We start from the raw sequence: 12,858 nt of genomic DNA, 5'->3' as shown, positions 1-12,858 counted from the left end.
TAAAAAACTGCCCGGAGTCGGAATAAGGCCTTGGCCTTTTCTTCCAATATCCGGGCAGTTCGATTATGATCTCTTATTGAAGGACTTGCATGACTGCTTTAACTGATTCAACAGATTTTGAAAGTGCCGCTTTTTCGCCTTCAGTCAAATCAAGTTCGATGATTTGTTCAATGCCGTTTGCACCAAGTACAGTCGGCACTCCAAGGTAGATGCCTTCAAATCCGTATTCACCTTCGAGATAAGCGATTGACGGAAGAACGCGACGTTGATCTTTAAGGATCGCTTCAGCCATTTCCACCAGGGATGCAGCCGGTGCATAATAGGCGCTTCCGTTTCCTAGAAGGTTTACGATTTCCCCGCCGCCAGTGCGGGTACGAGCCACTATTGCTTCTAAACGATCTTGAGGGATCAATTTTTCCAAAGGAATTCCGCCTGCATAAGAGTAACGCACTAGAGGAACCATATCGTCTCCGTGTCCGCCAAGTACGAATCCAGTTACATCTTTAACGGATAAGTTTAATTCTTGAGCCACGAAAGTGCGGAAACGAGCTGTATCAAGAACCCCTGATTGCCCGATAACGCGTTCTTTAGGGAAACCGGATTCTTTGTATACAGTATAAGTCATTGCATCTACAGGGTTAGTCAAAACGATGATTGTTGTATTAGGGGAATATTTAACGACTTCTTTAGTTACTGATTTCATAACTTTTTGGTTAGTTTGAACCAAGTCGTCACGGCTCATGCCGGGCTTACGGGCAATTCCGGCAGTGATGATCACCACGTCGGAATCTGCTGTTTCTGCATAGTCGGATGTACCGATGATGTTAGCATCGAAACCTAGAACAGGTCCTGCTTCCGCCATATCAAGAGCTTTACCTTTTGTAGGGTTTTCAGCTTGCGGAATATCAACTAAAACGATATCACCAAGCTCTTTTTGAGCTGCCAGGAATGCTGCTGTAGCACCAGTGAATCCAGCACCTACAACTGTGATTTTTTTACGTTTAGACATGTTATTTCCTCCTTAAAATATATAAATACTTTTGGAATACTTTTAACATCCTCTGAAAATATATATAAGCCTCCTGGAAAAGCAGCCCGTTCAGGCACTTTTCCAGAAAGCATATAATGAATTATTTAAGGTTTTTGATAAGCTCGTCAGCGAACTCAGAACATTTAACTTCCGTTGCACCATCCATTAGGCGGGCAAAGTCGTATGTAACAACTTTAGAAGCGATTGTTTGTTCCACTGATTTAGTGATGCTGTTTGCAGCTTCGTTCCAGCCAAGGTGCTCAAGTAAAAGAACGCCTGAAAGAAGAACTGAAGATGGGTTAACTTTATCAAGACCAGCATATTTAGGAGCCGTTCCGTGAGTTGCTTCGAAGATGGCATGTCCAGTTTCGTAGTTGATGTTTGCTCCTGGAGCGATACCGATTCCGCCAACTTGTGCAGCTAATGCATCAGAAATGTAATCTCCGTTCAAGTTCATTGTTGCAACAACATCAAACTCTTTAGGACGAGTCAGGATTTGTTGTAAGAAGATATCTGCAATGGAATCTTTAACGATGATTTTGCCTTCAGCTTCAGCAGCAGATTGTGCTTTGTTAGCAGCTTCAGTGCCTTCAGCATCTTTAATTTTGTCATATTGGTTCCATGTGAACACTTTATCGGCGAATTCTTGTTCTGCAACTTCATAACCCCAAGTTTTGAATGCACCTTCAGTGAATTTCATGATGTTACCTTTATGAACAAGCGTTAATGACTTACGGCCTTCTTTGATCGCATAGTTAAGTGCAGCGCGAACAAGACGTTTTGTTCCTTCTTCGGAAATCGGTTTAATTCCGATACCTGAAGTTTCAGGGAAACGAATTTTTTGAACACCGAATTCATTTTGAAGGAATTCGATTAATTTCTTAGCTTCGTCAGAACCTTTTGCATATTCGATACCAGCATAGATGTCTTCAGTGTTTTCACGGAAGATGACCATGTCAGTGTCTTCTGGACGTTTAACTGGTGAAGGTACACCATCAAAGTAACGCACTGGACGAAGACATACGAATAAGTCCAATACTTGACGCAATGCAACGTTCAATGAGCGGATACCGCCACCGATTGGAGTTGTAAGAGGTCCTTTAATAGCGATTAGATATTCGTTAATGACATCAAGAGTTTCTTGTGGAAGCCATTCGCCCGTTTGGTCAAATGCTTTTTGTCCAGCTAAAACTTCTTTCCATTCGATTTTCTTTTCGCCATTGTAAGCTTTTTCAACTGCTGCGTCTAAAACGCGGGATGCTGCAGCCCAGATATCAGGACCGATTCCGTCTCCCTCAATATAAGGAACGATTGGGTTGTTTGGTACGTTAAGAACACCGTTAGTAACTGTGATTTTTTGGCTTTGTGTCATGTCTCTTACCTCCGATTCAAATTCAAAGGTTAGATGGCCTGCCCTTAAATAAGGCAGAACCACTAACCTTTTTTACTCACATCTATTAATTTACTACAAATTCGATGAAATAAAAAATGATTTTTCAAAAAAACTTTTAATTAGCGGTTTTCAATCGGTACATATTTTTGCATACCTGGTCCAACATACTCTGCACGCGGACGGATAAGGCGGTTGTTTGAATATTGCTCAAGGATATGAGCGATCCAGCCTGAAGCACGGCTTACAGCAAAGATTGGTGTAAATAGGTCATGCTCGATGCCTAAACTGTGGTATACGGAAGCAGAATAGAAATCCACGTTCGGCGGAAGATTCTTTTGACCGGTTACGATTTCATGAATTTTGATGGACATATCATAATATTGCGGTTGTCCAGTAAGTTCAGTCAGTTTTTGTGACATTTCTTTAAGGTGTTTAGCACGAGGATCACCTTTACGGTATACACGGTGGCCAAAGCCCATGATTTTTTCTTTATTGGCTAATTTTTCGTTGATATATGGCTCAACGTTATCAACTGAACCAATTTCTGTAAGCATTTTCATGACTTGTTCGTTAGCTCCGCCGTGAAGTGGGCCTTTTAAAGCGCCGATGGCAGCAGTTACACCAGAATAGATATCAGCTAATGTAGCCACACAAACGCGTGCAGTGAATGTAGAAGCGTTTAATTCATGGTCAGCATGAAGAACCAATGCTTTGTTGAATGCTTCTTCTTCGATTGCCGTTGGTTCATTACCGCTTAACATATATAAGAAGTTAGCAGCAAAGCTTAAATCTGTACGTGGAGCAACAGCTTCTTTCCCTTGACGGACGCGAGCGAAAGTTGTTACCAATGTAGGGATTTTTGCTTGGATGCGGATTGCTTTACGATAGTTAGCTTCTTCACTCATTACATCTGCTTCTTCATCATAAAGACCAAGAAGAGATACTGCAGTGCGAAGAGCTCCCATTGGATGTACTTTATCAATTGGGTATGTTTTGAAGTGATTAACCACTTCAGCTGGAATTTCAGCATTTTCAGCAAGTTGTTTAGTTAATTCTTCTAGTTGGCTTTTGTTCGGAAGAGCTCCGTGCCATAAAAGATAGATTACTTCCTCGAATGTTGCGTTCGAAGCCAAATCATCGATGTCATAACCTACATACGTTAATGTGTCATCGATAATGGAGCTTACTGATGAAGTTGTTGCTACCACACCTTCAAGACCTTTTGTTGCTGTCATACTAAATCTCTCCTTTTCCTAGATATTCCCCTATGCCCTTGCTATTAGCGTATAAATGTAGCGCTTCCAAGAAATTAGCTATTGTAAACAACCATCTATTTTTTAGCAGAAGACATACATCTTGTATTGGAAGCGTTCACAGAATATGACCCCAACAATAGTAAAATGTACGATAATCTTTAATAAGAAATTCTAAAAATAATGCTTGTAGCTATTCCTAGTGAGCGCTTGCTCAATAACTACATCTTTTTTTTTAAGATTCCTCAAAAATATCAATGATATTCTGAATCCCAATTTTAATAAATCAGAGCAGTTACATGATTATTATAAACAATAAACACTTTTTTGGGAATGAAAAGCACTTAAAATGTGAAAAAATTATTATTTTATTAGAAAAATTAGCTACATATTCTCTTGCTTTATTCATGCGTTTAAAATCGTTTTTTTAAAAAAAAATGTCTCAAAGCAGAATAAACGAAACATTAAATAGAAAATTTACATTTCCAGTACTGACGGGCTTTTCTCCCCTTAGCCTCTCGCTTCATTTAAAAAAATTGAAGATCTGCATGCATAAATAAGCAATTCCTGCCCCGATTAACGGGCCGACAGCCACACCTTTGAATAAGGCGACCGCAAGAATCGTCCCAAATACAAGAGCGGTGGTAATGTGCGGATCATGCGACAGCAGTGTAATCCCATTTTTTGCTATGAGCGCAACGGCTATTCCGGATGCAAGTGCAATCCAGGCATAAGGGGATTTTATCGCGTCTCCTAGTTCCTTGAAACCAATCGCCCCGTTTGCTATGGGAATGAGTACGGAGATCGTGATGATCGTGACACCCAGGTTGATTCCTTTCGCTTCCAGGTATGGAAACACTTTAGCGTCAAGGCCAATCAGTTTCATGCTTAAAAGAAAACCCGCAGCCATGATCAGTGAGGTATTTTTCCCAAACCAACCGATTGCAGCAAGTAGAATTAAAAAAACGACAGGACCGTTGATCATTATCCCTTCACCTTCTTCCTTCTGTTTTTTGTTATTTTAACATAACAAACTCCCTTGTTCTTGGGAGAAAAATGATTTAAGGAACGATGCATCTGCAGAAAAAATTCAAAACGAAAGATGAAAGAATCTTTCCTTTCTTTTCCATCATCGTTACAATTATAATACAAACTTAATGGTTGAAGGAGGATATGACTTGAATCCGGTATATATGTATCGTTTCATTCGTTCTTTACTGGTCGTCGGAGGGATAATTTTAGGCGGAATTGCCTTGTTTTATTTATCTAAATATACATATCCATTCATCATTGCCATGATCATCGCTTTCTTGATGAATCCCCTGGTCATTTTTTTCGAAAGGAAAGGGCGGCTGCCAAGGGGGTTGGCTGTATTCGTTTCCCTTTTACTCATTTTCCTTTTATTCGCGGGTCTTGTCACCTTACTGGTCACCGAGATCATTTCAGGCACCAATTACCTTGCCGGAGTCATCCCGAAACACATTGAAACCATCGTGGATTATATAGAAACATATATCGCTACCACCGTCATCCCTTTATATAATCAAATAGCTGCCATGTTCAATAATTTGGATACCGAACAGCAAGACACAATCCTCAAGAATATCCAAAATATCGGTGAATCCATCACGACGGGAGTAAGCGGCTTCATTCAAGCCTTCTTGAAGAACATCCCCACAATCATCGGATGGTTTCCAACTACAGCAACGGCACTCCTTTTTACTTTGCTTGGCACATTTTTCATCAGCAAGGATTGGGATACCTTCGGCCGCATGACCGGAAAAGTGTTGCCTGATAAGATTTTTGCAGGTGCAAAGCGATTATTCAGGGATTTAAAACGGGCTTTATTCGGGTTCATCCGGGCACAATTCACTCTTGTTTCATTGACGACTGTCACGATTTTAATCGGATTTCTCATTTTAGGGGTGAATTATTCAATTACCATTGCCCTGATATGCGGACTGGTCGATATCATTCCCTATTTAGGGACAGGTACGATTTTCATTCCTTGGATCATCTTTGAATTCATCGCCGGGAATACAAGTCTCGCAATCGGTTTGTCCGTCCTGTACATAATCGTCGTTGTCCAGCGTCAGCTAATAGAGCCAAAAGTACTTTCATCCAGTATTGGTTTGGATCCGCTTGCCACTCTCATCGCCTTATTCATCGGATTCAAATTGATCGGTTTCCTAGGACTGATTGCAGGACCTGTCGTGCTTGTCATATTCAATACACTTCAGCGTGCCAATGTCTTCAAGGCCATATGGACTTTCATCATCGGGGATACAAAGAAAACCACTTAAGGCAATCCAGACATCTATTAGCATTCACTCTTTTCCATTTAAAAATCCGCCTCGGGTACAAGGCGGATTTTGGTTTTAAACTAGAATTATTTCGACGTCTCGAATTGTTCTGTTTCAGTAGATCCTGCAAGTGCTGTTGTGGATGATGTTCCACCAGAAACGACTTGTGCCACTTCATCAAAGTAACCCGTTCCCACTTCACGCTGATGACGTGTTGCTGTATAGCCGTCCGGCTCACTAGCGAATTCCGCTTGTTGAAGTTCAGAGTATGCAGCCATGCCGCGTTCTTTATAACCAAGAGCAAGGTTGAACATGCTATGATTCAATGAATGGAAGCCTGCAAGTGTAACGAATTGGAATTTATAACCCAATTTACCCAATTCCACTTGATAATTGGCAATCTCTTCATCACTTAATTTCGCTTTCCAGTTAAATGATGGGGAACAATTGTAAGCAAGCAATTTTCCCGGGAACTCTGCATGGATGGCCTCGGCAAAGCGGCGAGCATCCGCTAGATTAGGTTCAGAAGTCTCACACCAGATAAGGTCGGCATATGGCGCATAAGCAAGGCCTCTTGCAATTGCTTGGTCAAGACCTGCATTCGTGCGGTAGAATCCCTCTGGAGTCCTTTCACCCGTGATGAATGGTGCATCGACCGGATCAATATCGTCGGTGATCAAATCTGCAGCATCAGCATCCGTACGGGCAATCAAGATGGTCGGTGTACCCATTACATCGGCTGCCAATCGGGCGGAAACTAAATTACGTACTGCCGTTTGGGTTGGAAGAAGGACTTTACCGCCTAGGTGACCGCATTTTTTCTCGGAAGAAAGCTGGTCTTCGAAGTGAACGCCAGCTGCTCCAGCTTCGATCATGCCTTTCATTAATTCGAAGACGTTAAGGGAACCGCCAAAACCTGCTTCAGCATCCGCCACGATTGGAGCGAACCAATCGATATCATTTTTCCCTTCAGCAAAGCTGATTTGGTCTGCACGCTGAAGTGTCTGATTAATGCGTTTAACAACTTGCGGCACGGAGTTGGCTGGATATAAACTTTGGTCAGGGTACATTTGCCCTGCGATGTTAGCATCTGCCGCCACTTGCCAGCCGCTTAAGTAGATTGCTTTTAAACCAGCTTTCACCTGCTGCATGGCTTGGTTACCGGTCAATGCTCCTAATGCATTGATGAAATCCTCTGTTTTTAAGAGATTCCATAGTTTTTCGGAACCTCGGCGTGCCAATGTTTGTTCAATATCGATGGAACCTCTCAGTTTAATGACTTCCTCGGCCGTATAAGGACGTTTAATACCAGTCCACCGTGAGTCATTTTCCCAGCTTTGTTGTAATTTTTGCGCTCTCTCATTCATCATCATTATTTCCTCCTAATTCATATTATATTTTTTTGAATATTAAGATAATTTTTCGTATGCTGCGTTAGTTAAGAAATCTGCAAAGTCATCGGCTTCAATCAATTGTTCAAATAGTTTAGTAGACTCTTCAAACTTTCCTGATTTGAAAGTTTCTTCCCCTACTTCCGATTTAATGACCGCCAATTCTTCTTCTTTGATTTGATGGAATAATTCCTCGGTTATTTTCCTGCCATCTTCGAGAATGCCTTTTGGATGACGGATCCATTGCCAGACTTGAGCCCTTGAAATTTCAGCGGTTGCAGCATCTTCCATTAAGTTATTGATAGGTGCCGCACCTCTGCCGCTTAACCATGAGGCGATATATTGGATGCCTACATTAATATTCGTCCTTAAGCCTGCCTCTGTGATCGTTCCTTCCGGTACAGCCAGCAACTCTTGTGCTGTTACATGGACATCTTCCCGTTTCCGGAAAATTTGATTCGGTTTTGGGACGAGCAGGTCAAAAACCTCTTTTGCCGTGCTTACCATACCTGGGTGGGCAACCCATGTTCCATCATGACCGTCTCTTGCTTCGCGTTCTTTATCTGCCTTAACTTTCGCAAAAGCCTCATCGTTCTTAACCGGGTCATTTTTAACGGGAATTTGCGCGGCCATCCCGCCAATTGCAGGAGCATTACGGCTGTGACATGTTTTGATTGCCAGTAAGGAATACGCCCTCATGTTCGGGACGGTCATCGTGACCTGCTGCCGATCTGGGAAAATGACATCATCCGAGTTACGGAATTTTTTCAGGAAACTAAAGATATAATCCCAGCGGCCACAGTTCAGGCCTGCCGAATGTTCTTTCAGCTCGTACAGAATTTCGTCCATTTCGAATGCAGCAAGAATTGTTTCTATCAAGACCGTTGCCTTGATGGTTCCTTGCGGGATTCTCAAATCGTTCTGGGCATATACGAATATTTCATTCCATAATCTAGCTTCGAGATGGCTTTCCATTTTCGGTAAGTAAAAGTATGGACCGCTTTGTTTTTCGACCAATGCTTTTGCGTTGTGGTAAAAGTACAGTCCAAAGTCAAAAATGCTGGCTGATATAGGCTGTCCATCCAAAAGGACATGTTTTTCCTCCAAATGCCAGCCGCGTGGCCTTACCTTTAGCACAGCTGTTCTTTCATTTAATTCATACACTTTGCCATTTGGATTTTTAAATGATATGGTTCCGCGGATTGCATCGCGCAGATTCAATTGGCCATCGATGCAATTCTCCCAAGTGGGTGAATTGGCATCTTCAAAGTCCGCCATGAATACATTGGCACCTGAGTTCATGGCATTTATGATCATTTTACGATCAACAGGTCCAGTGATTTCAACCCTGCGATCCTGCAAATCATTCGGGAGGTGCGCAATCGTCCAATCACTTTCACGAATATGCTTCGTTTCTTCAAGGAAATCAGGAAGCTTGCCTTGATTCAGTTCTTCCTGAACGCTTTTCCGCCGTTCTAGAAGTTCTGCCCTTCTTCCACTGAAATGCCGTTCCATTCTTTCGATGAATTGAAGAGCTTCCGTTGTAAGTATTTGTTCATATCCTGGCTTAATGTTGCCTGTAATCTGTAAGCCTTTTGCTTCCGTAATCATGTTGCCTCTCCACATCCTTTCCAACTCTTTTATGTTATAATACAGATGTTTCATTTCCTGTTTGTATTATATAACACGTTGTATAAATTTGTCACCAGTTTTTTCTAAAAAATCTAAAAAAATTTGGAAAAGCCTTATTTACCAATGTTTCCAAGGGTTAATCATTTAAAAATCCTGTTATTATACACATTTCATTCTCGTGGGAATCATCATTCAATGGTGAAACAGGGAGCCATTTGTAAAGCAAAAAAGCACCCCATAAAAAAACGGGATGCTGTTGCGGATCTTTTTCAAAGACCAAAAAGGCTGCCTAAAAGCTTACGCCTTTAGACAGCCTTATATTTATTTATGCCGAATAATGGTAACTTTCCCTTTATTCATCCTGTTCATGATAAACCGGATAACAATCGGTTTGAGGAGATTCCGGGTTGGCGGAAACACAAGGATCAATCCCATGATATCCGAGATGAGCCCAGGGGACAGCAACAGTGCAGCTCCGATAAAGATACAGATTCCATCAATGATTTCATTTCCTGGCATCATTCCGTAACGAATCTGTTCCTGTGCCTTTTTCCACGTTTCCATCCCTTGCCGTTTAGCCAAATAGGCTCCGATCAAACCTGTGGCTACAATCAGGAACAGTGTTGGCCAAAAACCAATCAGATTGCCTGACAGCAAAAGGACAATTATTTCAACGACCGGCATCGCAATGATAAACATTAAAAAATATTTCATCTTCATTCCTCCTGCACAGCCCATTTCTGGTGCGGTACATCCATCTTACCTCATTGGCAGGGAATCAGCCAAAATTTCGTTTTACAGAACGTTTGCATGTCCATCATAAATGACTCCACGACCTGCATCGACCGTTATTCTTTGACCATCCGTGAAAACCTTGGTTGCGTCCTCCGCCCCAACGATGACCGGTATGCCCAATGTGACTCCTACAACAGCTGCATGGCTTGTCAAACCGCCTTCTTCCGTAATCAATGCCGCACACTTTTCAATTGCCGGCATCATTTCGCGGTCAGAACCGATTGTAATCAATACAGAGCCTTCCTTCACTTTTTCCAAAGCTTCCTTGGCATTCTTAGCGATAACCACTTCACCTTTCGCTGATTTCCTGCCGATTCCTTGAGCCTTCAAAAGAACCTCTCCTAACACATGAATTTTCATCAAGTTAGTCGTACCTGTTTCACCTACAGGCACACCGGCTGTAATGACGACTAAATCCCCATGGGAAACCAAGCCAGAATGCAGGCTTTCATCTATTGCGGTTTGAAGCATTTCATCGGTAGTCGTCGCTTTTGGACCAATCTGCGGATAGACTCCCCATGCCAAAGCAAGCCTTCTTGAAACATGATCATTGGATGTAACCGCAATGATCGGTGCTTTAGGGCGGTATTTGGAAATCATCCTTGCCGTATGACCGCTTTCTGTAGGCGTGATGATTGCCCCGGCATTAAGATTAAGCGCAGTGTGGGCAACGGATTGACCAATAGCATCCGTGACATTATGACGGTTCACTTTGCTTCTGACTGATAATATATCCCGATAATCAAGGGCAGTTTCAGCACGTGAAGCAATGTTATGCATCGTTTGCACCGCTTCGACAGGGTAGGTTCCAGCAGCTGTTTCGCCAGAAAGCATGATTGCATCCGTTCCATCAAATATGGCATTGGCCACGTCACTTGCTTCTGCACGGGTCGGCCTTGGATTACGCTGCATCGAATCGAGCATTTGTGTAGCCGTTATGACTGGTTTCCCGGCATTATTACATTTTTTGATCATTTGTTTTTGGACTAATGGCACTTCTTCTGCAGGAATTTCCACTCCCAAGTCTCCACGTGCCACCATCAAGCCATCTGAAACTTCCAAGATCTCATCAAGACGGTCCACGCCCTCTTGATTTTCGATTTTAGGGATGATTTGAATATGTTCCGCACCATTTTGCTGCAATAATTCACTTATTTCAAGCACATCGGAAGCCCTGCGTACAAATGAGGCAGCAATGAAGTCGATACCCTGTTCGATCCCAAAAAGGATATCCTGTTCATCTTTCTCCGTTATGCCGGGCAGGTTAACCGAAACTCCTGGAACATTGACGCCTTTTTTGTTCTTAAGTGTACCGCTATTCAAGATTTTCGTATGGATTTCTTTTCTGACCTCATCAATCTTCAACACTTCAAGCCCGATCAATCCATCATCCAAAAGGATTTTAGATCCTAGGTGAACATCATGCAGAAGCCCTTCATAGGTAATGGAGAATTTTTCAGGTGTTCCCAGGACTTCATTCATGGAAATAATGACTTCATTGCCGGCTACAAGCTCCATAGAATCATTTTCCATATTATTTGTCCGTATTTCAGGTCCTTTTGTATCCAACAGGATGGCAACCTGTTTACCCGTTTTTTCGCTCGCTTCTCTGATATTGCGGATTCTAGCGGCGTGTTCTTCATGATTTCCATGAGAAAAGTTAAGCCGTGCTACATTCATTCCCGCCTCTATTAATTGAACCAGTTTTTCTATACTTTCACTTGCGGGGCCAATCGTACAAACAATCTTGGTTTTACGCATAGTGTCATCCTCCTTTAAGGAAAACTCGCCGCCTGTCCACTTCTTGAAGACAAGGGGCGCAGTGTTTTATGTCTTCTTTTAAATACCCATTACTAAAAAGCGATTCCAATCGGTCAATAATGATTAAATGGATAGCTCAGCGGATAATTCATACATTTTCTTGTCAATTGTATGCGGTTTGGCAAGAGCTTCGATGATATCATAATCAACAAGTTGATTTTGTTCGATTCCGACAGCCCTGCCCCCTTTTCCTTCAAGAAGCAATTCAACGGCTCTTGCCCCAAGCCGGCTTGCCAATACCCGGTCATTTGCAGAGGGAGATCCTCCGCGCTGAACATGGCCCAGGACAGTTACACGGGTTTCAATTCCTGCTTTCGCCTCAATACTCCTGGAGATATCAACGGCACTTCCAACACCTTCGGCTACTATGATGATACTGTGCTTTTTCCCTCGGTCATGTCCGCGGTTCAGCTTTCCAATCAAATCATCAATCTCATATTCATATTCAGGACAAAGAATCGTTTCAGCTCCGCCAGCCAATCCAGCCCAAAGCGCAATATCGCCGGCATCTCTTCCCATCACTTCAACCACATAAGTCCTTTCATGAGAAGTAGCCGTATCCCGAATTTTATCGATAGCATCGATGACTGTATTCAGGGCCGTATCGAAACCAATCGTAAAGTCCGTACCCGGTATGTCATTATCAATCGTTCCAGGAACCCCGATACAAGGGAAACCCCTTTCCGTTAAAGCTCTCGCCCCGCGGTAAGAACCATCGCCACCAATTATGACAATGCCCTCGATACCATGTTTATTCAATTGTTCAATCGCTTTCAGCTGGCCTTCCTCCGTCTTAAATTCCGGACAGCGAGCAGTATGTAACATCGTGCCGCCTCTATGAATGATATCCCCGACCGACCCAAGTTCAAGCTTCTTTATATTGCCATTTATCAGACCCTGATAGCCATGATAAATACCGAAGACCTCCATTTCATGAAAAATTGCTTTCCGGACAACTGCTCGGACTGCCGCATTCATTCCTGGAGAATCTCCTCCACTTGTCAATACACCTATTCTTTTCATAAATGTCACCTCTCTACAGCACTAATCAATTTTAAGCTTCGCTATATCATTGTACCCTTTTTCAAGCTTCAATAAGCAGTAACTGTCTCACTTATGCATACTTGATGTTATAAGCCTAACCGATTCTCTTCAGAAATTGAAGTAAAATGGTGTGAAACTTTACATTCTACACACAAACCATATTCTTTACTCGTTTCGGTAATGAATACATATGCGC

General features: G+C 42.5%; 10 protein-coding genes. 1 reads left to right on the top strand and 9 read right to left on the bottom strand.

All coding sequences use genetic code 11. The features are described 5' to 3' along the window. Window positions 1-73: 73 nt before the first annotated feature. From mdh to ADA55_RS07010, 4 genes are all read right to left on the bottom strand, one after another. A complete protein-coding gene (mdh, locus tag ADA55_RS07025; RefSeq protein WP_034309103.1) occupies window positions 74-1,009 on the bottom strand; it encodes a malate dehydrogenase in 936 nt (311 codons plus the stop codon). A gap of 121 nt (window positions 1,010-1,130) precedes the next feature. Further along, window positions 1,131-2,459 carry an NADP-dependent isocitrate dehydrogenase gene (gene icd, locus ADA55_RS07020; RefSeq protein WP_260088772.1) on the bottom strand — a complete coding sequence of 443 codons (1,329 nt, stop codon included), beginning with the start codon at window positions 2,457-2,459 and terminating at the stop codon, window positions 1,131-1,133. 83 nt (window positions 2,460-2,542) lie between these two features. Continuing rightward, window positions 2,543-3,658 carry a citrate synthase gene (citZ, locus tag ADA55_RS07015; protein WP_048681140.1) on the bottom strand — a complete coding sequence of 372 codons (1,116 nt, stop codon included), beginning with the start codon at window positions 3,656-3,658 and terminating at the stop codon, window positions 2,543-2,545. 541 nt (window positions 3,659-4,199) lie between these two features. Next, window positions 4,200-4,661: a DUF441 domain-containing protein gene (locus tag ADA55_RS07010; RefSeq protein ID WP_034309113.1), complete on the bottom strand. Its 462-nt coding sequence runs from the start codon at window positions 4,659-4,661 to the stop codon at window positions 4,200-4,202. Window positions 4,662-4,854: 193 nt separating this feature from the next. Between ADA55_RS07010 and ytvI the strand changes: the two genes are divergently transcribed. Continuing rightward, window positions 4,855-5,979, top strand: coding sequence for a sporulation integral membrane protein YtvI (ytvI, locus tag ADA55_RS07005; protein WP_048681137.1), 1,125 nt, complete (start codon window positions 4,855-4,857; stop codon window positions 5,977-5,979). Window positions 5,980-6,065: 86 nt separating this feature from the next. On the opposite strand, the gene aceA is transcribed toward ytvI, so the two are convergent. The 5 genes from aceA to pfkA form a co-directional block, all read right to left on the bottom strand. Continuing rightward, window positions 6,066-7,349: an isocitrate lyase gene (gene aceA / locus ADA55_RS07000; protein ID WP_034309118.1), complete on the bottom strand. Its 1,284-nt coding sequence runs from the start codon at window positions 7,347-7,349 to the stop codon at window positions 6,066-6,068. Between the two features lie 39 nt (window positions 7,350-7,388). Further along, entirely contained in the window at window positions 7,389-8,981 is a 1,593-nt protein-coding gene (gene aceB / locus ADA55_RS06995; protein ID WP_048681134.1) for a malate synthase A, read from the bottom strand. 342 nt (window positions 8,982-9,323) lie between these two features. Continuing rightward, window positions 9,324-9,716 carry an FxsA family protein gene (locus tag ADA55_RS06990; protein ID WP_034309123.1) on the bottom strand — a complete coding sequence of 131 codons (393 nt, stop codon included), beginning with the start codon at window positions 9,714-9,716 and terminating at the stop codon, window positions 9,324-9,326. Window positions 9,717-9,797: 81 nt separating this feature from the next. After that, entirely contained in the window at window positions 9,798-11,558 is a 1,761-nt protein-coding gene (pyk, locus tag ADA55_RS06985) for a pyruvate kinase (RefSeq protein ID WP_048681129.1), read from the bottom strand. A 123-nt stretch (window positions 11,559-11,681) separates the two neighbouring features. After that, a complete protein-coding gene (gene pfkA, locus ADA55_RS06980) occupies window positions 11,682-12,641 on the bottom strand; it encodes a 6-phosphofructokinase (RefSeq protein WP_048681124.1) in 960 nt (319 codons plus the stop codon). Window positions 12,642-12,858 lie beyond the last annotated feature (217 nt).

Source organism: Bacillus sp. 220_BSPC (assembly GCF_001054655.1).
GTDB lineage: Bacteria > Bacillota > Bacilli > Bacillales > DSM-1321 > Peribacillus > Peribacillus frigoritolerans.
Note: the sequence above shows the minus strand (reverse complement) of the source record. Positions and strands in the feature narration are given on the sequence as shown.

Coding starts and splice junctions, on each gene's coding strand:
- mdh (WP_034309103.1), bottom strand. CDS start 1,009: ATGTCTAAACGTAAAAAAATCACAGTTGTAGGTGCTGGATTCACTGGT.
- citZ (WP_048681140.1), bottom strand. CDS start 3,658: ATGACAGCAACAAAAGGTCTTGAAGGTGTGGTAGCAACAACTTCATCA.
- ADA55_RS07010 (WP_034309113.1), bottom strand. CDS start 4,661: ATGATCAACGGTCCTGTCGTTTTTTTAATTCTACTTGCTGCAATCGGT.
- aceA (WP_034309118.1), bottom strand. CDS start 7,349: ATGATGAATGAGAGAGCGCAAAAATTACAACAAAGCTGGGAAAATGAC.
- aceB (WP_048681134.1), bottom strand. CDS start 8,981: ATGATTACGGAAGCAAAAGGCTTACAGATTACAGGCAACATTAAGCCA.
- ADA55_RS06990 (WP_034309123.1), bottom strand. CDS start 9,716: ATGAAATATTTTTTAATGTTTATCATTGCGATGCCGGTCGTTGAAATA.
- pyk (WP_048681129.1), bottom strand. CDS start 11,558: ATGCGTAAAACCAAGATTGTTTGTACGATTGGCCCCGCAAGTGAAAGT.
- pfkA (WP_048681124.1), bottom strand. CDS start 12,641: ATGAAAAGAATAGGTGTATTGACAAGTGGAGGAGATTCTCCAGGAATG.